This window comes from Vreelandella gomseomensis (assembly GCF_031451645.1).
GTDB classification, from domain to species: Bacteria; Pseudomonadota; Gammaproteobacteria; order Pseudomonadales; family Halomonadaceae; genus Vreelandella; species Vreelandella gomseomensis.
The window spans coordinates 218,458-240,646 of sequence record NZ_JARWAI010000005.1 but is presented as its reverse complement, the minus strand read 5'-3'; the positions used below and the strand labels follow the sequence as shown (position 1 = coordinate 240,646).

18 protein-coding genes are annotated in these 22,189 nt (G+C 60.9%); 7 read left to right on the top strand and 11 right to left on the bottom strand.

Annotation, left to right across the window (positions count from 1 at the left end):
- Positions 1-2: 2 nt before the first annotated feature.
- From QC815_RS08575 to QC815_RS08565, 3 genes are all read left to right on the top strand, one after another.
- Entirely contained in the window at positions 3-977 is a 975-nt protein-coding gene (locus tag QC815_RS08575; protein WP_230446821.1) for a serine/threonine protein kinase, read from the top strand.
- Between the two features lie 283 nt (positions 978-1,260).
- Positions 1,261-1,812: a GTP cyclohydrolase I FolE gene (gene folE / locus QC815_RS08570; RefSeq protein ID WP_230446822.1), complete on the top strand. Its 552-nt coding sequence runs from the start codon at positions 1,261-1,263 to the stop codon at positions 1,810-1,812.
- A gap of 107 nt (positions 1,813-1,919) precedes the next feature.
- Positions 1,920-3,377, top strand: a complete 1,458-nt coding sequence (locus QC815_RS08565) for an NAD-dependent succinate-semialdehyde dehydrogenase (RefSeq protein WP_230446823.1) — start codon at positions 1,920-1,922, stop codon at positions 3,375-3,377.
- 109 nt (positions 3,378-3,486) lie between these two features.
- On the opposite strand, the gene purH is transcribed toward QC815_RS08565, so the two are convergent.
- From purH to ppa, 8 genes are all read right to left on the bottom strand, one after another.
- Positions 3,487-5,067 (bottom strand): bifunctional phosphoribosylaminoimidazolecarboxamide formyltransferase/IMP cyclohydrolase, encoded by a 1,581-nt coding sequence (gene purH / locus QC815_RS08560; RefSeq protein WP_309768039.1) that lies wholly within the window; start codon positions 5,065-5,067, stop codon positions 3,487-3,489.
- Between the two features lie 53 nt (positions 5,068-5,120).
- The gene (fis, locus tag QC815_RS08555) at positions 5,121-5,465 is read right to left on the bottom strand and encodes a DNA-binding transcriptional regulator Fis (protein ID WP_230446825.1); all 345 of its coding nucleotides are present in this window, start codon (positions 5,463-5,465) and stop codon (positions 5,121-5,123) included.
- A complete protein-coding gene (gene dusB, locus QC815_RS08550) occupies positions 5,462-6,502 on the bottom strand; it encodes a tRNA dihydrouridine synthase DusB (RefSeq protein ID WP_230446826.1) in 1,041 nt (346 codons plus the stop codon). The genes fis and dusB overlap by 4 nt, the downstream gene beginning before the upstream one ends.
- A gap of 110 nt (positions 6,503-6,612) precedes the next feature.
- The gene (gene prmA / locus QC815_RS08545; RefSeq protein WP_230446827.1) at positions 6,613-7,524 is read right to left on the bottom strand and encodes a 50S ribosomal protein L11 methyltransferase; all 912 of its coding nucleotides are present in this window, start codon (positions 7,522-7,524) and stop codon (positions 6,613-6,615) included.
- Positions 7,525-7,599: 75 nt separating this feature from the next.
- The gene (gene accC / locus QC815_RS08540; RefSeq protein ID WP_230446828.1) at positions 7,600-8,940 is read right to left on the bottom strand and encodes an acetyl-CoA carboxylase biotin carboxylase subunit; all 1,341 of its coding nucleotides are present in this window, start codon (positions 8,938-8,940) and stop codon (positions 7,600-7,602) included.
- A 30-nt stretch (positions 8,941-8,970) separates the two neighbouring features.
- A complete protein-coding gene (gene accB / locus QC815_RS08535) occupies positions 8,971-9,444 on the bottom strand; it encodes an acetyl-CoA carboxylase biotin carboxyl carrier protein (protein ID WP_230446829.1) in 474 nt (157 codons plus the stop codon).
- Between the two features lie 296 nt (positions 9,445-9,740).
- Positions 9,741-11,657 (bottom strand): protein-disulfide reductase DsbD, encoded by a 1,917-nt coding sequence (gene dsbD / locus QC815_RS08530; protein ID WP_309768034.1) that lies wholly within the window; start codon positions 11,655-11,657, stop codon positions 9,741-9,743.
- 155 nt (positions 11,658-11,812) lie between these two features.
- Positions 11,813-12,343, bottom strand: coding sequence for an inorganic diphosphatase (gene ppa / locus QC815_RS08525; RefSeq protein ID WP_027335631.1), 531 nt, complete (start codon positions 12,341-12,343; stop codon positions 11,813-11,815).
- A 246-nt stretch (positions 12,344-12,589) separates the two neighbouring features.
- On the opposite strand from ppa, the gene QC815_RS08520 reads away from it, so the two are divergent.
- The gene (locus QC815_RS08520; RefSeq protein ID WP_309768032.1) at positions 12,590-14,311 is read left to right on the top strand and encodes a bifunctional protein-serine/threonine kinase/phosphatase; all 1,722 of its coding nucleotides are present in this window, start codon (positions 12,590-12,592) and stop codon (positions 14,309-14,311) included.
- A 74-nt stretch (positions 14,312-14,385) separates the two neighbouring features.
- Here the strand turns inward: QC815_RS08520 and QC815_RS08515 are convergent, their stop codons facing one another.
- Together QC815_RS08515 and rnt are read right to left on the bottom strand one after the other, a co-directional pair.
- A complete protein-coding gene (locus QC815_RS08515; RefSeq protein WP_230446832.1) occupies positions 14,386-15,645 on the bottom strand; it encodes a 6-phosphofructokinase in 1,260 nt (419 codons plus the stop codon).
- Positions 15,646-15,789: 144 nt separating this feature from the next.
- The gene (gene rnt / locus QC815_RS08510; RefSeq protein ID WP_230446833.1) at positions 15,790-16,458 is read right to left on the bottom strand and encodes a ribonuclease T; all 669 of its coding nucleotides are present in this window, start codon (positions 16,456-16,458) and stop codon (positions 15,790-15,792) included.
- Positions 16,459-16,663: 205 nt separating this feature from the next.
- Between rnt and QC815_RS08505 the strand changes: the two genes are divergently transcribed.
- From QC815_RS08505 to QC815_RS08495, 3 genes are read left to right on the top strand one after another with little or no spacing between them, the layout of a single operon-like run.
- Complete coding sequence (locus QC815_RS08505) at positions 16,664-17,884, top strand: argininosuccinate synthase (RefSeq protein WP_230446834.1); 1,221 nt, start codon at positions 16,664-16,666, stop codon at positions 17,882-17,884.
- A 54-nt stretch (positions 17,885-17,938) separates the two neighbouring features.
- Positions 17,939-18,262, top strand: coding sequence for an HlyU family transcriptional regulator (locus tag QC815_RS08500; protein ID WP_230446835.1), 324 nt, complete (start codon positions 17,939-17,941; stop codon positions 18,260-18,262).
- 32 nt (positions 18,263-18,294) lie between these two features.
- The gene (locus QC815_RS08495; RefSeq protein WP_230446836.1) at positions 18,295-19,422 is read left to right on the top strand and encodes a DUF294 nucleotidyltransferase-like domain-containing protein; all 1,128 of its coding nucleotides are present in this window, start codon (positions 18,295-18,297) and stop codon (positions 19,420-19,422) included.
- Positions 19,423-19,435: 13 nt separating this feature from the next.
- On the opposite strand, the gene QC815_RS08490 is transcribed toward QC815_RS08495, so the two are convergent.
- Positions 19,436-22,189 (bottom strand): sensor histidine kinase, encoded by a 2,754-nt coding sequence (locus QC815_RS08490; RefSeq protein ID WP_230446837.1) that lies wholly within the window; start codon positions 22,187-22,189, stop codon positions 19,436-19,438.

Sequence of the window (22,189 nt, the reverse complement as noted above, 5' to 3'; positions counted from 1 at the left end):
TTATGACGCATGCTTTTCGCTCGCTTTCTCCCGGCCTTGTGATGTCGGCGGTGGAGTCGTTGGATATATGGCCAACGTCGGAGCCGTTTGCCTTAAACAGCTACGAAAACCGGGTGATGATGTTCCGCGATGAGCAAGGTGCCCAATGGATCATCAAGTTCTACCGACCTGAGCGCTGGCAGGACGCCACTATTCAGGAAGAGCATGACTTTCTTGAGGAGCTCGGTCAGGCGGGAGTTCCGGTGGCCAGGGTATGGTCCGATGCAAGCGGGCAAACGCTGCACCGTTATGAAGGCTTTCGGTTTGCGCTCTTTTACCATTGCCCGGGTCAGGCCCCGGAGCTTGATAACGACGCCCACCTGTTCGCGCTGGGGGGGCTTTTGGGTCGACTGCACGCGACGTCAAGCAACGGAGCTTTTAGCCATCGCCCGCGCCTGGAGCTGGTGGCGGGGGTGCAGGATGCTCAGCAGCGGGTATCAGACAGTCAGCGCCTGGATCGACATCAGCGCAGGGCCTATGACAGTGTCATTACCCGCACCATTGAAGCTCTGGCGCCCCATCAATGGCGTGATAGCGACATGATTCGCTGCCACGGAGATTGTCATCTGGGCAATATTCTGGGGCGCGACGAGCAGTTTTCGCTCGTTGATTTTGACGACTGTCTAATGGCACCGGCGATTCAGGACGTCTGGATGCTGCTGTCGGCGAACGAGCCCCAGGAATGGCGGCGGCAGGTGAGCGAGATGGTAGAGGGGTACGAGGAGGTGCGGCCTTTTCCCCATGCGCAAATGGCGCTGATTGAACCGCTGCGCGCCTACCGGTTGATTCGCCATAGCGCCTGGTGGGTGTCGCGCTGGGAAGATCCCGCCTTCCAACAGGCCTTTCCCTGGATTGCCGATAAAGGCTACTGGGATCAACACATCCGTCAGCTGGAGCAGCAGCTACTGGTGCTCAAGACGCCCCGCTGGCTGGCATAGCCCTGGAAACATCGCCTGATCATGGTGGGTGACGCCTGATGTGGCGATAATCGGCAAGCCAACGGTCGCCACGACGCTGCCACCTTGTCCTGGGGTGCGTTAAAATACGCAGGCTTTGAGCGCTATGTTAATAATTTATTGTACATGAGCTATTAAAAGTATATTTTTTGTACATGGCGTGGCCGGTAACAAGGTCACCTACTGCCATGGCGGCCGACGGCCGGCACGATTAAGCGCGACGGATCTACCCCGGCGCGCCAGACACCTTTCGACGAGGCTTACCATGACGGATGAGATCGCCCAGCATTACCGACACATTATTAGCGCGCTTGGGGAGAATCCAGAGCGTGAGGGACTGAAAGACACGCCAAAACGCGCTGCCAAGGCCATGCAGTTCCTGAATGCGGGCTATCATCAGTCGCTGGAAGAGATTGTCAACGGCGCCGTATTCGAGTCGCAAACCGATGAAATGGTGCTGGTGAAGGATATCGAGCTTTATTCGATGTGCGAGCATCATCTGTTGCCCTTCATCGGCAAGTGCCACATTGCCTACTTGCCCAGTGGCAAGGTGCTGGGGCTTTCCAAATTTGCCCGTATCGTCGACATGTTTGCCCGGCGCATGCAGATCCAGGAAAACCTGACCCGCGAAATTGCCGAGGCCGTACAACAGGTGACCCAGGCACGCGGTGTGGCGGTGGTGATCGAAGCCCGCCACCTGTGCATGATGATGCGTGGCGTGGAGAAGCAGAACTCCAGCATGACGTCGTCTGTGATGCTGGGGGATTTTCGCGCCAATCAGGCAACTCGCCAGGAATTTTTAACGCTGGTCAGCTGATCGTTATCTGCTCAACACTGTCGTACGGTTGGTCTACTGCCCTGTTTCGTCATAGCATGAAGAGGTTCAACTGTTGATGAGCCCCTTGCAAGGGGCAGGAGTCTGACATGGAAGCGCTTAAAGAGACAAAGCTGTATTGTCCGTTTGCCTATATAGATGGAAGCTGGGTGGCAGCTGACAGTGGCGAGCAGATCAATGTGCTGAACCCGGCGACCGGCGAAACGGTCGGCGATATGCCAAGGCTTGGCAAGGCAGAGACAGAGCGCGCTATCGAGGCAGCCGATGCGGCACTTCCCGCCTGGCGCTCGCTGACCGCTCAGGAGCGGGCGGATTTACTGCTGAAATGGCATGACCTGATGCTTGAGCACCAGCATGATCTGGCCATGCTGATGACCCACGAGCAGGGTAAGCCACTGAAAGAGGCCGCCGGTGAAATTGCCTATGCGGCCAGCTTTCTGCGCTGGTTTGCTGAAGAAGCCCGTCGCGTCTACGGCGAAACCATTCCCGCCGCCAATACTCACCAGCGGATCGTGGTCACCAAGCAGCCTGTCGGCGTTGTAGGGGCCATCACGCCCTGGAATTTCCCCGCTGCGATGATTACCCGCAAGGCAGGTGCCGCGCTGGCGGCCGGCTGCACCATCGTCATCAAGCCTGCAAGCCAGACGCCATTTTCGGCCACGGCACTGGCTATGCTGGCTGAGCGCGCCGGTATTCCCCGGGGGGTTTTCAATGTGGTGCCCGGTAGCGCCGCCGAGATCGCCGAGGCGTTAACCCAGTCCCCCAAAGTGCGCAAGATTACCTTCACCGGCTCGACCGAAGTGGGCCGCAAGCTGATGGCACAAGCTTCTGAACACATCCAGAAGATATCGCTTGAGCTGGGCGGCAACGCGCCCTTCATCGTGTTTGAAGACGCTGACCTGGATGCCGCCGTCGAAGGCGCCATGGCCGCTAAGTTTCGCAATGCCGGGCAGACCTGCATATGCACCAACCGTTTTCTGGTGCAGTCGAGCGTCATCAATGCGTTTTGTGAAAAGCTGGCCGTTGCGATGAACAGCGAGCTCCACGTGGGCAACGGGACGCAGAAGAACATCAATATCGGCCCGCTGATCGATAGCGACGGGGTCAAGAAGGTCAGTGAGCACGTTCAGGACGCCGTGGACAAGGGCGCCCAGTTGCTGTTGGGTGGTCACCCCCATCCGCTAGGCGGCAACTTCTTCAGCCCAACGTTGATCAGCTTTGCCACCCAAGACATGAAGGTCGCGCAGGAAGAAACCTTCGGCCCCTTGGCGGCGGTATTCCCTTTCGACGATGAAGAAACCGCCATTGAAATGGCTAACGACACCCAGTACGGGCTGGCATCGTACTTTTACTCGCGTGATCTTGGGCGTGTCTGGCGGGTGGCCGAGGCGCTGGAATACGGCATGGTCGGCATCAACACCGGGCTGATTTCCAACGCCTCGGCGCCGTTTGGCGGTGTGAAAGCATCGGGGCTAGGACGCGAGGGTGGCCACCAGGGCCTGGAAGAATACCTCGAGACTAAATACCTGTGTATTGATATCGGCTGAGCCGACGCGCTCGTCGCTTCTGGATTCGTGCAGGCACGGATACAGGCAAGCAAAAGCCCTCATCGACGCCGTCGATGAGGGCTTTTTGATGCGGGGTGATGCGCAGTAACTAGTGGCGGAAGTGGCGCATGCCGGTAAACACCATGGCAATGCCGGCTTCATTGGCGGCGTCGATCACTTCCTGGTCACGCATGGAGCCGCCCGGCTGAATGACGGCGGTGATGCCGGCTTCGGCGGCGGCATCGATGCCGTCACGGAAGGGGAAAAACGCATCCGACGCCATCACGGAGCCCGGCACCGAGAGGCCTTCATCGGCGGCCTTGATGCCGGCGATCTTGGCGGAATAGACGCGGCTCATCTGCCCGGCGCCCACGCCGATGGTCTGGCCGCTGTTGGCGTACACAATAGCGTTGGACTTGACGAATTTGGCGACGCGCCAGGCAAACGTCAGGTCGCGCAGCTCCTGCTCGGACGGGGCGCGATTGCTCACCACCGTCAGTTCATCGCGGGAAACCATGCCCTGGTCGCGCTCCTGCACCAGCAAGCCGCCGGTTACGCGTTTGAAGTCCAGGGCCTTGGGGGGCTCGCCGGGCCAGTGTGCGCTGACGTCCAGCAGCCGCACGTTCTTCTTGGCCGCCACAATTGCCGCGGCATCGTCGCTTACTCCAGGAGCGATGATGACTTCAACGAACTGACGGTCGATGATGGCCTGAGCGGTGTCGGCATCCAGGGCCACGTTGAAGGCAATAATGCCGCCAAACGCACTGGTCGGGTCGGTGGCGAAGGCTTTGTCGTAGGCCTCAAGGGCCGTGGCACCAATGGCAACCCCGCAGGGGTTGGCGTGCTTGACGATGACGCAGGCGGTATCGGTGAATGCTTTGACGCATTCAAAGGCGGCATCGGTGTCGGCGACGTTGTTGTACGACAGCGGCTTGCCCTGCAGTATCTTGGACGTTGCCACGCCGGGCTCGTTGGCGTCGGCTTCGGTGTAGAACGCGGCCTGCTGGTGAGGGTTCTCGCCGTAGCGCATCGTCTGCTGCTTGTGCAGCTGCAGGTTGAACGTGCGCGGGAAGTCGCTTGCCGACGCTTCTACCTGGCGGCCCAGGTAGTTGGCAATGGCACCGTCATAGCTGGCGGTGTGCTCAAACGCCTTGACCGCAAGGTCGAAGCGAGTGGCATCGCTGACCTGGCCATCCTGGGCGGCGAGCTCGCCAAGTACGCGGGGGTAGTCGTCGGCATTGACCACGATGGTGGTGTAGGCGTGATTCTTGGCGCAGGCGCGAACCATGGTCGGGCCGCCGATGTCGATGTTTTCGATCGCGTCCCCAAGGGTGCAGTCAGGCTTGGCGACCGTGGCGGCGAAGGGGTAGAGGTTCACCACGACCATATCGATCGGCGTAATATCGTTGGCTGCCATGACGTCATCGTCCTGGCCGCGGCGGGCAAGAATGCCGCCATGGATCTTGGGGTGCAACGTTTTGACCCGGCCATCCATGATTTCGGGAAAGCCGGTATGCTCGCTGACTTCCTTGACCGGAATCTGGTGTTCCTGCAGCAGGCGGAAGGTGCCGCCTGTGGACAGGAGTTCCACGCCATGTGCGGACAAGCCGCGGGCAAACTCGACGATACCGGTTTTATCAGAAACGCTCAGCAGGGCGCGGCGGACGGGGGTCACAGTGCTATCAGCCATGGGGGTGCTCGTGTGTGCAGGATGAAAGAGTGGAAAACAACGACGCCCCACGGTCAGGGGGCGTCACCTTCAATAAGTCCGTAAAGCTTCAATTTCTTGCGCAGCGTGCCACGGTTGAGGCCGAGTACATCCGCCGCCCGTGTCTGGTTACCGTCGGTGTGCTCAAGCACGCAGGCCAGCAGCGGCGCCTCTACTTCGGCCATCACCATGGCGTACAGGTCGCTTGCCTGGCTGCCATCGAGATGCTCGAAGTAGCGACGCATCGCGGTTTCCACGGCTTCGCGAAGCGGTTGCGGAGGCGTGCTGGCCGAAGGGTCAGCCAGCGTGCCGGCTAACCGGGTCTGGCCGTCGCTAACACTGTTATCGCTGGAAAGAAGATCAAGATCGCGTTCGGTCATGCTGCATAGCTTCCTTTGGCTAGCAGACGCTTGATGGCATCGGGCGCCATGGCGTCGTTGATCCAGTTGACTTGTGTTTCGGTGGATGCCAATCCATTGAACTGCTGTTTCAAATCACGCCGTTGCTCCGGGGTAAACCGGGCATCCTCGTTGAGATACCAGCCGAGGTGCTTGCGCGCAATGCGCACCCCCATGGTGGCGCCGTAGAACCCATGCAGGGCGCTCAAGTGGTCGATCAGCACGTGGCGACGCTCGTCAAGGCCTGGCGCTGCGCCGTGCTCGCCATGCTCAAGAAAGTGCTGGATCTGTTGAAAAATCCAGGGGTTCCCCTGGGCCGCCCGGCCGAGCATCACGGCGTCTGCCTGGGTATAGCGCAGCACTTCAGCCGCTTTTTCCGGGCTGGTGATATCGCCGTTGGCAATCACCGGAATTCCCAGGCGCGACTTGATATCGGCAATGGTGTCGTACTCGGCCCACCCAGTATAGCGCTGCTCGCGATGACGGCCATGAACCGCCAGTGATTGAATGCCTGCCTGCTCGGCAAGCCGCGCAATACGCACGCCGTTATTGGAGTCGGCGCACCAGCCGGTGCGAATTTTCAGCGTCACGGGGATATCGACGGCGTTGACCACGGCATCAAGAATGTCACCGACGAGTTTCTCATCGCGCAGCAGGGCAGAGCCAGCGGCCTTGTTGCAAACTTTTTTGGCCGGGCAGCCCATGTTGATATCGATCACCTGCGCGCCCAGGTCGGCATTCAGTCTGGCGGCGCGGGCAAGCATCTCGGCGTCGCCCCCGGCGATCTGTACCACCCGAGGATCGGGCTCGCCGCGATGATCCATGCGCAGCTGGGATTTGCGTGTGTGCCACAGGCTAGGATCGGCAGTGACCATTTCACCCACCACCCAGCCGGCTCCCAGGCGCCGGCATAGCTGGCGGAAGGGGCGGTCGGTGACCCCGGCCATTGGTGCCAGCATGAGCCGGTTAGGCAGGACGTAGGGGCCGATCTTGAGCGGTTCAGATATCGATAGGGTCATGGCAATGGGCGCTGTGATAGTGCGATTAACGACCCTCGAGTCGTTCGAGGAGGCGTATGATACGCCTCCTCGACGGTGGGGTGAAGGCGGCCTATGTCGTAAACAGCAGATTAAACGAGGCGCTGCCCAGTCAGTCGTACCCAGCCTTCGCGTACGGTGGGTTCGTCCATCTGTAGACCCTGTGCCTGGTAGGCGTTAAGCACTTCGTCGGCCTGGTTGGCCAGAATACCCGAGAGCGCAAGCCGCCCGCCGGGCGCTACGTGACCGGCAATCGTCGGGGCAAGCTCGACCAGTGGCCCGGCCAGAATGTTGGCGGTCACGATCGGGTAGTCACCCGCCGCCAGCTGTTCGGGGTAGCATAGCGACAGATCTGCTTCGTCGATATGGTTGCGCTGGGCATTTTCGCGGCTGGCCTGCAGGGCCTGGGGGTCGATGTCTGTCCCGTCGGCATGCGCCGCGCCGAGCTTTAACGCCGCGATGGCCAGAATGCCGGAACCGCAGCCGATATCGAGCACCGTTTGAGCGTCCAGCAGGCCGTTGACGGCCAAGCCATCAAGCCACTCAAGGCAAAGCGCCGTGGTCGGGTGGGTGCCGGTGCCGAAGGCAAGGCCGGGGTCGAGCACCAGGTTGACGCCATCGGCCTGGGGTGGCTCATGCCAGCTAGGCACGATCCAGAGGCGCTCGCCCATGCGCAGTGGCGTGAAGTCCTCCATCCACTCGCGTTCCCAATCGCGATCCGCCAGCAGCTCGTACTCGATGGTCGGGCAGGGGTCGTCCGGCATCTGCTCGGCCCAAGAGGCTTCAATGCGCGCGAGCATGGCATCGATGCCTTCCAGGTCGTCATAAAGCCCGGTGACGACGGTGTCTTGCCAAAGAGGGGTTGTGCCGCGCTCGGGCTCGAACACTGGGTCATCGTGGGCGTCTTGCAGCCCAATCGCCGTCGCGCCCTCTTCCAGCAGCAGCTCTTCAAGCCGCTCTGCATGTTCGGGCGGGACGTGCGCTTTCAGTTGAAGCCAGGGCATGCCAGGTCTCCGCAACAGCAAAAAAAGCGGGATGGCGGTGCCACCCCGTTCATAACGCACTCAGCAGCATAAGCCTCAGCTGCTGAGTTTCTTTTCGAGATAGTGGATGTTGACGCCACCCTGACGGAAGTAGCTGTCACGCACTAGATCCTTCTGCAGGTCGATGTTGGTCTTGATTCCTTCGACCAGTAACTCATCCAGCGCATTGCGCATGCGAGTCAGCGCAATGTCACGGTCCTCCCCCCAGGTGATCAGCTTGCCGATCAGCGAATCGTAATGCGGCGGTACGGTATAGCCGGTGTACAGGTGGGAATCCATGCGCACGCCCAGACCGCCGGGCGCGTGATAGAGCGTCACCTTGCCGGGCGACGGCATGAAGGTGCGGGAATCCTCGGCGTTGATGCGGCATTCAAAGGCGTGACCGTTGATCTTGACGTCTTCCTGGCGAATCGACAGCGGCATGCCCGAGGCGATACGCAGCTGTTCCTTGACGATATCGACGCCGGTGATCATCTCGGTGACTGGGTGCTCGACCTGAACGCGGGTGTTCATTTCGATAAAGAAGAAATCGCCGTCTTCGTAGAGGAATTCGAACGTCCCCGCACCGCGGTAGTTGATTTCCAGGCAGGCCTGGCGGCAGGCTTCCAGCACCCTGGCGCGGGCCTCGGGGTCGATGCCCGGCGCCGGGGCTTCCTCCAGCACCTTTTGGTGACGGCGCTGCAGCGAGCAGTCACGGTCATAGAGGTGAATGGCATTGCCCTGGCCGTCGGCGAGTACCTGAACTTCCACGTGGCGCGGGTTTTCGAGGAATTTCTCCATGTAGACGGTGCCATCGCCAAACGAGGAGTGAGCCTCGGTTCGCGTGACGTTGATGGCCGATAACAGGTGACCTTCGGCATGCACGACGCGCATGCCGCGCCCACCACCACCGGCTGCCGCCTTGATGATCACCGGGTAGCCGATGCGTCGAGCGGTTGCGAGATTGATCTCGTCTTCGTCGCCCAGCGGACCGTCTGAACCGGGCACGGTGGGCACGCCAGCCGCTTTCATGGATTCAATGGCGCTGACTTTGTCGCCCATCAAGCGAATCGTCTCGGCGCGCGGGCCGATAAACGTGAAACCGGAGCGCTCTACCTGCTCGGCAAAGTTGGCGTTCTCGGAGAGGAAGCCGTAGCCCGGGTGAATGGCGCTTGAATCGGTGACTTCCGCGGCGCTGATCAGTGCCGGAATATTGAGATAGGACTGTGCGGAGGAGGCCGGGCCGATGCACACGGCTTCATCGGCCAGGCGTACGTGCATGAGTTCACGGTCGGCCTTGGAATGCACCGCCACGGTCTTGATGCCTAGCTCTTTACAGGCCCGGAGGATACGTAGGGCAATCTCGCCGCGGTTGGCGATAAGTACCTTGTCGAGCATGGGAGAGTCCATCCGTATTGAAATGAGGGTTTAAGCGATGACGATCATGGGCTGATCGAATTCCACCGGCTCACCGTCTTCTACCAGAATGGCTTCCACCACGCCGTCGCGATCCGCTTCTATTTGGTTCATCATTTTCATGGCTTCCACGATGCACACCGTATCGCCCTGCTTGACCGTATCGCCTACTTCTACAAAGGATTTGGCGCCCGGTGCAGGGCTGCGGTAGAAAGTGCCCACCATTGGCGAGTTGACGGCTTCACCGCGATAGCTGCTGCCGGGTGCCGACTCTGCCTCAGGTGCGGGCGCGCTGGCGGCGGGGGCGGCCGGCGCCTGTTGTTGAGGGGCAGGCTGGGGATACTGGGGCATTGACTGTGGCTGCCAGGTGGCCCCGTTGGGATGGCGGCTGATACGGACAGACTCTTCGCCTTCCTGAATTTCAATCTCGCTGATGTTGGACTCTTCGAGCAGCTCAATCAGTTTTTTAACTTTGCGGATATCCATTACCTAGCCCCATCACTATCGTTAAGAGTGGTGTGCCTACCACGCGGAAACGGCGCAGTAAACCAAATTAAAAAATGTAGAGAACGCCGCATGATGACGAACGTTAACCCTTTTTACTGCTTTTAAAGGCAGAAGTTCAATTAATATGGTGGCGAAGTTTGCCGAAAAACTCAAACGATGTCCAGCCATGCTGGCGTTGAGGTCAGGAGGCGCTTATTAATACGATCGTTTGGCGATCTTCGCGACAGAATGCAGGAGGATGACGCCGAAAGGGCGTTCGTCTTGCCTGGTTCAGGCTAGCGACTGTCGACCCATTGCGCCAATTTGCGCAGATGACGGCTGAAATCGGCGGCATTGATGTCGCCCTGAATACGTGCCTCGCGTATCTCTTGCCCGGCATGGAAAAACAACAGGCTAGGCGGGCCGAATAGCTGGAAACGATTCAGCAGCGCGCGACTCTGCGCATTGGTATCGGTGACGTCGACCGCAATGCGCTCGAAGCCCGCCAGCTCGTCAATCACATCAGGGTCGGTATAGACCTCCCGCTCCAGCAGGCGGCAAGAGATGCACCAGTCGGCGGTAAAGTGGACGAAAACGGGCCGGTCTGCCGTTTCGGCGTCCGCCAGGGCGCTGTCGAGGCCAGACATGCTGTCCAGGCGTTGAAAGGCCAGCGGCGCGGTCGCCGCGCCGCTGGCGGAGCCAGATGGCTGCAACGGGCGCAGCGGGTCGTTCGACCCTTGGGCGGCGCCGATCGTCAAGGCAATGCCCCAGGTCAGCAATACCAGTCCCAGCGTCTGGCGTGCTTTTGGCCAGCCGGAAGGCGTGTTGGTCTGCACGGCGCCCAGCGCCAGCGCGGTGCCGATGGCCAGCGCGGCCCAGAGCAGCAGCGCGACCGGCCCCGGTACCAGGCGCTCCACCATCCAGATGGCGACGCCGAATAGCAGTAGGCCAAAGGCGATCTTGACGCCGTTGAGCCAGGCCCCCGAACGGGGCAGCAGGGTTGCCCCGAAGGTGCCAACCAGAAGCAGGGGCACGCCCATGCCCATTCCCAGGGCAAACAGCATGGCGCCGCCGGTGAGCGCATCGCCGGTGGTGGAAATGATCACCAGCGCGCCGGCCAGGGGCGCCGTGACGCAGGGCGACACCACCAGCACCGATAATGCGCCTGCCAGCGCCAGGCCAGGTAGACCGCTGCGCTGCGCCCGTGCCTGCCAGGCGTCGACACGCTGTGCGACGCGAGGCGACAGGCGCAGGTCAAAGGCACCGAGCATGGCCAGGCCAAACACGCAGAAAAGCACTGCAAAGGTAATCAGTACCGGGGCGGACTGGAGCTGCGCCTGGAGGTTGAGGCCGGCCCCAAACAGGCCCATCAGTACACCGACCGCTGCATAGGTGACGGCCATGCCCAGCACATAGCTAGCCGACAGCAGGAAAGCACGGGGCCGGGTGGGTTGCTGGCCGACGATGATCGACGACAGGATGGGCACCATGGGCAATACGCACGGGGTGAAAGTCAGCCCGATGCCCGCCAGGAAAAACAGGCCCAGCGCCAGGGGAAGGCTGGCGTCGGTCATCAGTTGGCTAAAGCGGCTGTCCTCGCTCTGGGGGGCGCCAAGGGGGGCGGCGCTGTCGTCAATTTCAGCAGACGTGTCAGTTGTCTCAGCTGTACTGGTGGCTTCATCCGACGTTTCTTCGGGCGACGCGGCGGGTGCCTCTTCATCTTCATCGCTGGTTGCGGGCGCCCAATCGGCAAACGCAGGCGGTGGCTGGCTTTCGGTGGCCTGCAGTGCCAAGGTTTCCGGCGGGTAACATAGCCCGGCGTCAGCGCAGCCCTGGAAGGTGAAGTCGATATCCAGCGGGCCTGACACGTCATTTTCCAAAGGCACTTCCATGACCACCCGGTTGCGGAAAATATACACGTCGCCCAGGAATTCATCATTGGTGTAGGTGCCCTCGGGCAGTTCGGGTTCTCCCAGGCGAACGCCATTGTTCAGGCTGTCCACGGCAAACTGGTGCCGGTAGAGGTAATACTCGTCAGCGGCTTCAACGCCCACGAAGAGCGTGTCACCGTCGTGCCAGGCAGTGGGTTGAAAGGCTTCCAGAACGGGCAGAAAGTCATCGTTCTGGTCGCTTGAAGAGAACCACTGCGCCTGGGCCAATAGCGGTAGCGCGCCGAGCAGAAGTAACAGCCCTAACCGTCGAATCGTAAGCAAAATGTGTCCTTGGTCGATAGCGTCATATCAGGTGGCTAGCATAACGCAACATGGCGTGCGGGTAACGGTCGGCGCCTGCCTTCAGGGTAATAACGGTTCGCCAACGAAACGGGGCCACCCGAAGGTGGCCCCGTCTAACGCTTGCGCCTAAGCAATTAGGCTTTGTGGTAAGCCGCCGCTGATTTTTCGATCGCCTTGCGCGCTGCTTCCACGCCTTCCCAGGACTCGACCTTGACCCATTTGCCTTTTTCGAGATCCTTGTAATTCTCGAAGAAATGGGCGATCTGCTGGCGCAGCAGTTCGGGCAGGTCGGTGACTTCCTGGACGTCGTCGTAGAGCGAGCTGAGCTTGGGGTGCGGCACGCACACCAGCTTGGCATCTTCACCGGCTTCGTCGGTCATGTTGAGAATGCCGACCGGGCGCGCACGAATGATGCTGCCCGGCTGAACCGGGTGCGGCGTGACGACGAGCGCGTCCAGCGGGTCGCCATCGTCGGCCAGGGTGTGGGGAATAAAGCCATAGTTGGCCGGGTAGAACATGGGGGTGGCCATAAAGCGGTCGACCAGCAGGGCCCCCATGTCTTTGTCGATCTCATACTTGATCGGGGCATGGTTGGCAGGGATTTCAATCGCCACGTATAGGTCGTTGGGCAGATCCTTACCAGCGGGGATGTTGTCGAAGTTCATCGTTTATTCCTTGGTCGTACAATGGCTAGGCAATCGAAATTGCTATATGGATGGCGTCGAATTATACGAACATGGCCGCAGGATTACCAATGCGACATAGGTGTTGCGCTGATTCGCTTGGCGTCTGGCCTTGCCGATTGCCATGCCACGACGTTTGGCGGGCATCACTTGATGTTTCCAGCGTGTATCATGGGCGCTCTTAGACAGTGATGTCAGTGGCCAACGCAGTATGCTCAGGAGGATGACTTGGCACATGCCCAATTGCTGATCAGTTACGGTCAGGCATTTGTTGCCCCCGACCGGCGGCTGCACCGTAGCTCCATGTCGGTTCGCTTTCCGGAGCCGCCGTTGCTCAAGGCAAAGGGTGGCTGTGCGGTCATTAGTGACTCGCTCTCACGTAACACCCTGGCGAAACAGGCGGGTGATCTGAGCGTGCGCGGATTTTTGGCCGATTATTTCTCGACCCCGGATCATTGGGATGTCAAAACGTCGGCCACCCGCGTGCTGCGAGCCCTCAACAGCTGGTGCTACAGCCAAAGTCAGCATGTACAGAACGGCAGCTTTGTGTCGTCGCTCTCCGCCATGGTTTTTCGTGAGCGTGATGCCCACCTGTTTCATATGGGCGATACCCTGGTGTTTCGTCTGCGTGGCGCCGAGTTTGAACAGCTGAGCCGAGACCATGTCACCGATCTTGGCGGCTATCGCTACCCGTCCCGGGCGCTAGGCATGGATGGCAGCGTGGACATCGACTATACCCTGCTGCCCATGAAGCAGGGTGATCTGTTCCTGTTCACCACCCAGGCGGTCGGCGGCACCTTGCTGCCCTCTGACTACGTGCGCCTGATTCGCCAGGATGCCAGCGACCTGGACGCGGCCTGCGAGCGCCTCGCCAACGAAGCCAAGCAGCGCGCGCAAGAACGCGGCTACGGCGGTGACCAGTTCTGCTTCCAACTGGTGCGCATTGACGAGCTGCCCGAGGAAAGCCCCGATCATCCCGGCCAGCTATACGGCGAGTTGCCCATCCCCCCTGAGCTTGCGCCTGGCGCAAGGCTGGATGGCCTGGAGGTGCTGGCCGTCCTGTCGCGCACGTCACAGTCGCGCATTTACCGCGTCCGCGATGTCTATTCCGAACGCGAAATGGTCATGAAGGCCCCAAGCCCTGAGCTTTCGCTGCGCAATGCCTATCTCGAGCACTTCCTGCTGCAGCAGTGGGTCGTCGAGCGGGTGAACTCCCCGTTCGTTGTCAAGGTGGTCGAGCCATCACGCCCGCGCCGCTACCTCTACTATCTGATGCAGCATGTTGAAGGCGAGACATTACGCGAGTGGGCAGAGCGTCACCCCCAGGCGACCCTCTCCCAGCGGCTGGATATCGCCAACCAGCTGGGCAAGGCCGTGCAGGCGCTGCATCATCGGGACATCATCCATCAGCAGATCATGCCGGATAATATCCTGGTCGACCCTCACGGCAAGATTGTCCTGACCGATTTCAGCGCCTGTCACATGCGCGAAGTGGATGGCCACCGGCATTCGGGGGAGCTGCTCAGGCAGGTTGGCCTGAACGAACATACGGCACCCGAGTATGCGTTGGGCGACAGCGTCGGCCGCCGCAGCGACCAATATTCCCTGGCCTCGACCGTGTATTGGCTGCTGACCGGGGAGATGCCCTACAGCCTGACGCCGAACCGGCTACGCAGTCATACCGACCTGGAAGGCTTGACCTACCGCAATGCGCGTACCACCAATCCCGAGATCTCGCCGCAGCTTGACGAGGCGCTGAGACGCGCGCTGGATCCCCAGCGGGCGCTGCGTTTCAGACGGCTATCCGAATTCCTGCATGCGCTGCGCTTGCCGTTGGGCAAACGGCCGGCGGCCGATGCCGATAAAGAGCGTCAGGAACCGCGTCGTTTCTGGCAGGGCGTGGCGGGTATTCTGTTGCTGCTGCTGGTACTTTCCTGGCTGCTGCGCTAAACCGACGTGCCACACAATAACGCCCGGGCATCGCTGAGATGCCCGGGCGTTTGCTGGTCGTCCAAAGGTAGCGTCTAGAGGGTGAAATCCGGCAGCTTGCGCTCGACCTTGGCCAGTTTCAGTTTGGCCACTTTGGGCAGACCGTTTTCAAACGGCGGGAAGTCTTCGCCCTGGATGAGCGGAGAGAGGTACTCGCGGCAGGCGTCGGTAATGTCGAAACCCTCTTCGCTGATGAAGTCCCGGGGCATGAACTTCTCCTGGTTGGCCACCTGCGACAGCGGCGCGGAAATCACATCCCACTGATAGGGGGACTGTGAGATCCGGCGAATGGCAGGCATCATGGCATTTTTGCCCGCCAGTGCCAGGGTCACGGCTTCGCGGCCCACGGCGTAGGCCTGCTCGACGTCGGTTTTGGACGCCAGATGGCGGGCGGCGCGCTGGAGATAGTCGGCAACGGCCCAGTGATACTTGTAGCCCAGGTCCTGCTTGATCATCCCGGCAAGCGTCGGCGCGACACCGCCCAGCTGGCGGTGGCCAAAGGCGTCGGTATTGCCGGCATCGGCCAGGAAGGTACCGTCTTCATAGCGCGCGCCTTCCGACACCACAATGACGCAGTAGCCGTTCTGCTTGACACTTTGCTCGACCCTTTCCATCACCGCCTTGCGATCGAACGCCACTTCAGGAAACACGATCAGGTGCGGGGGCTCGCCCGGGCCTTCACCGGCCAGTCCGCCCGCCGCAGCGATCCAGCCCGCATGGCGGCCCATCACCTCAAGCACGAATACCTTGGTAGAGGTGGCGCACATGGAGGCAATATCCAGTGACGCCTCGCGGGTGGACGTCGCGATATATTTCGCCACGCTGCCGAAGCCCGGGCTATTGTCGGTAATCGGCAGGTCGTTATCCACGGTCTTGGGGACGTGAATTGCGGTCAGCGGGTAGCCCAGCTTTTCGGAAAGCTGGGAGACTTTCAGGCAGGTGTCAGCGCTGTCGCCGCCGCCGTTGTAGAAGAAATAGCGAATATCGTGGGCCTTGAAGACCTCGATCAGGCGCTCGTACTGGGCGCGGTGCGTATCGATGTCCTTGAGCTTGTAGCGGCAAGAGCCAAACGCGCCGCCGGGGGTATGACGCAGGGCGGCGATGGCGTCGTCGCTCTCTTGGGTGACATCGATGAGGTCTTCCGTGAGGGCGCCGATAATGCCGTTATGGCCGGCATAGACCTTGCCGATCTGGTCGGGGGCTTGTCGGCAAGCTTCAATGACACCACAAGCGCTGGCGTTGATCACAGCGGTGACACCGCCTGACTGGGCGTAAAAGGCATTATGCTGGGCCATGGAAACGTCTCATCTCCTGGGGGTCGGAAGGCGTAGTGAACGCAGGAACGTGGGCGCCATGCGGGTGAATGCAATTTTCACCGTTTGGATGGCGCAGAAACAAGTGGGCGAAGTTTAGCGTAAAGCCGCATGGCCTGCATCCGGCTAGTCGCCGCTATCCATCGCCTGTTCGCGCTGAGCCAGCTGCCAGCCGCCGAGATCCTTGTAGCGGTTGACCATGGCGCAGAACAGCTCGGCGGTGCGCTCGGTGTCGTAACGTGCCGAGTGTGCCGACTTATTGTCAAACTCGATGCCGGCTGCCCGGCAGGCGCGGGCGAGCACGGTCTGGCCGTAAATCAGGCCGGCCAGGGTCGCGGTGTCAAAGCTGGAAAAGGGGTGAAAAGGGTTGCGCTTGATGCCACAGCGATTTGCCGCCGCATTCAGGAAGCCGTGATCAAAGGCGGCATTGTGGCCGACCAGAATGGCCCGCGAGCAGCCATGGGCCTTGATCGACTTGCGGATGGGCCGGAAAATTTCGCCCAGCGCCTGTTCTTCGCTCAGCGCGACCTGCCGGCGTAGCGGGTCATCCAGATTGATGCCGGTAAAATCCAGCGCAGACTGTTCGACATTGGCACCGTCGAATGGCTGAATGTGGTAGGCGTAGGTGGCGTCGGGCAGGAGGTTGCCTTCAGGGTCCATCGTCAGGGTGACCGCCGCAATTTCCAGCACGGCATCGCCTTGTGCATTGAAGCCGCCCGTCTCCAAATCAACGACAACGGGCAGGTAACTGCGAAAACGTTGGGCCATCAATTCGCGGGCAATCGCCTCGCTCATGCAGCTCTCCTTAGTAAGCGAGTAATCAGTGGGCAAAGAGCATCTAGCGCTTTTCGTGGGAAGATTCTAGCAGTTTCCAGCAAAGCCGTCGTTGGCGGTATTCGCTGAGCACTGAGAACGCTATACTTGGCATTTACCCGATCGCGTGAACCACTCACCCCCTGGCGTGTCTGGCGCGCATTTTGTACAGCAGAAGGAGTCAAGAATGTCCGATGTCAAAAAGGTTGTGCTGGCATATTCAGGCGGCCTGGACACATCCGTTATCGTTAAGTGGTTGCAGGAAACATACAACTGCGAGGTGGTGACGTTTACCGCCGACATCGGTCAAGGTGAAGAGGTCGAGCCCGCCCGCACCAAGGCGGAAGCGCTGGGCGTCAAAGAAATCTACATTGAAGACCTGCGCGAAGAGTTTGTGCGCGATTACGTCTACCCGATGTTTCGCGCCAATACCATCTACGAAGGCGAGTACCTGCTGGGCACCTCCATTGCCCGCCCGCTGATCGCCAAGCGTCTGATTGACATCGCCAACGAAACGGGTGCCGATGCGATCTCACACGGCGCGACCGGCAAGGGCAACGACCAGGTGCGCTTCGAACTTGGCGGCTATGCGCTGAAGCCTGGCGTGAAAGTCATCGCACCGTGGCGTGAGTGGGATCTCACCTCGCGGGAAAAACTGATGGCCTACTGCGAACAGCACAACATCCCTGTCGACTTTTCCGGCAAGAAGAAAAAATCGCCTTATTCCATGGATGCCAACCTGCTGCACATTTCCTACGAAGGCGGCATTCTGGAAGACCCGTGGGCGGAAGCCGAAGAGGACATGTGGCGCTGGAGCGTCTCGCCGGAAGCAGCACCGGATCAGCCTACCTATGTGGAGCTTACCTTCGACAAGGGTGATATCGTCGCCATTGACGGCGAGGCCCATAAGCCCCACGAAGTGCTTGAAAAGCTCAACAAGCTGGGTGGTGACAATGGCATCGGCCGCCTGGATATCGTCGAAAACCGCTACGTGGGCATGAAGTCCCGCGGCTGTTACGAGACCCCAGGCGGCACCATCATGCTGCGCGCTCACCGGGCCATCGAGTCGCTGACGCTGGACCGTGAAGAAGCCCACCTTAAAGACCAGCTGATGCCGAAGTATGCCGAAGTGATCTACAACGGCTACTGGTGGAGCCCCGAGCGTCGCATGCTGCAGGCGGCCATCGACGAGACCCAGCATAACGTCTCCGGCGTCGTACGCATGAAGCTTTACAAGGGTAACGCCATCGTGGTGGGCCGTAAGTCCGACCAGTCGCTGTTCGACGAGTCGATTGCCACCTTTGAAGACGATGCGGGCGCCTACGATCAGAAAGACGCCGAAGGCTTCATCAAGCTGAACGCATTGCGCCTGCGGATTGCCGCGGGTAAAGGTCGCCAACAGAGCTAACGGGCAGGGCAGGCGGCGAGCACGACTTGCCGCCTGCCGAACGCAGGAGGCACGATGTTTAAAAAACTATTTTCAGGCTTGCTGGGTGGCGGTAGCGACGGGGCCACGAGCCAGTCGCAGGCCGCTGAACCCGTCGAATACAAGGGCTACCTGATCACCTCTCAGCCCGATAGCCAGAGCGGCCAATATCGGGTGAGCGGTACGATCCGCCGGTCCCAGGGTGAGGGTGATGATCTGGAACACCGCTTCGAGCGTTCGGACATGGTGCCCAGTCGTGAGGCGTGCGATGCCTTGATGGTCAGCAAATCCCAGCGCTATATTGATGAAGTGGGCGACGACATGTTTGCTCCTGACCCCCGTCATGAAGGTAACGGCTAACCGCAATACCGCCATCACGCTAGGGGAGGTTCATGCGTCTAATCCACCAAGCCTCACCTTGGCGCTGCCTGATAAACGATGATGGGACGCTCAATATCCCGGCGCTCACCGCGCCGTTGGACTATCTATTCCCCCGTACGTCGTCGCTGCCGTCCTCGCTAACCAATGCCCACGCCTGGCAGCTCTCGCTGGTGGAATCGCTGGTGCACTACGATCTGCCTGCCTGGCGCATCAGCCAACTGATCAGCGACCACAACGCCAGCCTTTACCGCCAGGCGATCGAGCTCTCGCTTGACGATATGCGCGCTCAAGGCTGGGGAGAGCCACCGGCTGACTATTGCATACTGCTGCTGGGCTCGGCGGCACGCTACGAGAGCCTGCTGGGCCCTGATCAGGATAATGCGTTGATTATTGACGACTACCCTGATCACCGCCACGTTGAAATCGACGGCTACTTTCAGGCATTGGGTGAGCGCTTTACCGGGCGCCTGGACGAGGCAGGCATTCCGCTATGCCGTGGTCACGTCATGGCGCGCTGGCCGATGTGGCGTAAACGGCTCAGCGAGTGGCGCGCCCAACTATCGATCTGGAGTGCTGACCGGCAGGTGAAGCGGGTGCAGCAGACCAATATCCTGCTCGATTTTGCCCCGGTGGCAGGCAATTCCGCGCTGGCTGAGCGACTCGCTGACAGCATCGCGGCGACACTACCCAAGGCCGCTCTATTCATGCATGAAATGGCCGCATTGCTCGAGGAGCTTCCGGTCGCGCTGGACCGTTTTGGCCGGATTGCCTCGAGCCCCGCACTGGATGCGCCCCATGACGAGGCCATCAACCTCAAGCAGCAGGGCCTGCTGCCCTTGATCAGCGCCGTGCGACTGTTGTGCGTGCGCCATCAGCGGCGTGAAGTCGCGACCCGCGAACGACTGGCCGCGCTCAGCCATGTGGCCGGTGTGCTTCCGGTGGCGCAGGCGGATTTGCTGGTGGCCGCCCTGGAGCGCCTTCAGCAACGCCTGCTGAACCAGCAGCGCGCCAATAAAGCCCGTGGTCAAGCTGCTGACGGCTGGATAGACCTGGGATCCTTAAGGGATGATGAGCGCCTGCTGTTAAAGTTTGATCTCCAGCAGATTAAGGCGTTTGTTCAGCAGGTAAGCATCCCTTGACGATGGGCAGCCCTCAAGTGGATGACGTCGCGGTCGTGTCATCCGGTGCCGGCGGCAGTTCCAGGGTCAGGCAGGCGCCGCCAAGCGTTTTGGCATCTTCCACCCAGAGTCGCCCGCCCAGGTGGGCAATGATGCCCCGGCTGATGGGTAGCCCCAGGCCGCTGCCCTTGGGTCGGCCATGAGGAATGTCGCCCTCCTGCTGGATCTGGTGGAATTTCTCGAATACCCGCTCGCGTTCGTCAGCACTGATACCGGCACCGTTATCTTCCACGCTCAGGCGAAAGTGACGGCGGTGAGGGTAGAGGGTCAGGCGGACTTTGGGGTGTTGTCGGTCGGCAAACTTGCCCGCGTTATCGAGCAGATTGATGATGACCTGTTCCAGGCGATCCTGGTCGCCGATCACCATGGCCGGGTCGGCCTCGAGGCTAATCTCGAGTTCAATGCCGCGTTCCTGGTGAAGGTGGGCAATGGCGTCGACGCTGCGCTGCGCCAGCGCCGCCAGGTCTAGCGGCACGGGGGTGAGCGTCAAGCGGCCACTCTCCAGTCGGGCCAGATCCAGAATCTCTTCGATCAGACGCGACAGTCGCTGGCTTTCATGGACGATAACGCCAAGGAAGTGCTCACGCTTGTCGTCGGGTAGCTCGCTATTGTCACGCAGTATTTCGGCAAAGGCACGAATCGAGGTGAGCGGCGTGCGCAGTTCGTGGCTGACCATGGCGACAAACTCGTCCTTCAGGCGATCGAGCTCACGCAGGCGCTCGTTGGCGCTGCGCAACTCCTCACCAATCTGTGCCAACTCCTGGGACTTTTGCTCCAGGCGCCGATTGTACTCGAGGGTCTGAGAGGTGGTATCCAGAATGCTCAGAATGGACTCGATGTCCAGCGCTTCACCGCGCACCACCGAATTGATCAGCACCCGCGCCGAGGCGCTGCCGAGCGACCCGGCGAGCGCCTGTTCGGCGCGGGTAATCAGCCCAGCGTCGGCGGGCTCCTCGGCATCGAACCCACCCTCGGGGCCGCTGTGGCGGAACACCCGGCGCGTGGTCTGCTCGCCGAGGTAGCGAATAAGCAGCTCGCTGAGCGCCCCCTGGGTGGTTTGCCCGCGCCACAGCGGGGTGCTTTGCAGATTGGGGTGCATGGCTTGGGTAAACAGCGCCGCCTGGGTCTGTTCAAGCGGGGTGGGCCGCGTAAATAGCGACACGCCGACCAGGAGCCCGACGTTGGCCAGCATGCTCCACAGCAGCGAATGGGTGTAAATATCCCAGCCTTCCAGGCCGAACAGTGCGTAGGGCGTCAGCCAGTCGATGCCCAAGGGCCCGTCGGTGAGCAGCGAGGCATCCAGCCAGCCCGACTGGGCAAATCCCGGCAGCAGCAGGGTGTAGCACCAGACCAGGAACCCGGCGATCAGGCCGGAAGCGGCCCCCTGGCGCGTGGCGCCCCGCCAGTACAGGCCAATCAGCAGCGCGGGGGCAAACTGGGCGGCCCCCGCGAAGGACACCAGCCCAATCGTCACCAGGCTGTAGGCGTCGCCAATCAGCGCGTGGTAAAGATAACCAAGCAGCAGAATCAGCACAATGGCCACCCGCCGGATGCCGAGCAACCAGCCGGCCAGCTCGCCCTTGGTGCTCAAGTGCAGGCGTCTTGAGCGCAGCAGCAGCGGCATCACCAGCTGGTTGCTGACCATGGTCGACAGCGCAATGGTTTCGACGATGACCATCCCGGTCGCCGCCGACAGGCCGCCGATGAACACCAGCAGTGGCAGCCCCTCAAGCCCCGCCGAGAGCGGCAGCGTCAGCACGAAGCTGTCCGGGTCGCCGGCGCTCACGCCGAGCAACAGCCCGGCCAGGGCAATGGGGATCACGAATAGGTTGATCAGCAGCATATACAGCGGGAACAGCCAGCTCGCCCGGGTCAAATGCTGCTCATCGACGTTTTCCACCACCAGGACCTGAAACTGACGCGGCAGGGTCAAGAACGCCAGAAAGGCCAGTACCAGCATGCCCACCCAGCCGGTGGCACCGCCGGGCACGCTGTCCAGGCGCATGCTGTTGGCGAGACCCGGCGTGGCGGCTACCTCGTCAAACAGCGCAGCGGGCCCCTCAAACATCACAAAAACGACGAAGACGCCCACGGCCATGAAGGCCACCAGCTTGACGATCGATTCAAGCGCAATGGCGGCCACCATGCCTTCGTGGCGTTCGCTGGCATCCAGGTGACGGGTGCCGAACAGGATGATGAACACTGCCAGCACCAGGGCGACCCAGAGGGACTTGTCCATCCAGAAGTGTTCATCAACCAAGGTGGTGTCGGCGGTGTTTGGGTAGTTGATCAATACCGCGTGACTCACCGTGATCGCCTTCAGTTGGAGCGCGATATACGGGGTGATGCTGATCAGCGCCATCAAGGCGACAAGGGCGCCCAGGCCGCTGCTCTTGCCATAGCGCGCGCTGATGAAATCGGCAATCGAGGTGATCCGCTGCCGCGCGGCGATGCGCACCATCTTGCGGATCACAAAGGGTGACAGCAGCATGGCAAGGGTCGGGCCCAGATAAATCAGTAGAAAGCTGGGGCCATGCTCGGCGGCACGCCCGACGCTGCCGTAGAACGTCCAGGCGGTGCAGTAGACGGCGATGGAGAGGGCATAGACCGTGGGCGAGCCGATCAGTGAACGGCCCTGTTCCGCGCGGCGGTCCCCCCAGGCGGCGACCAGAAACAATAGCGCCAGATAACCAAAGGCGGTGCCGAGTATGATCGGATCAGTACGCAT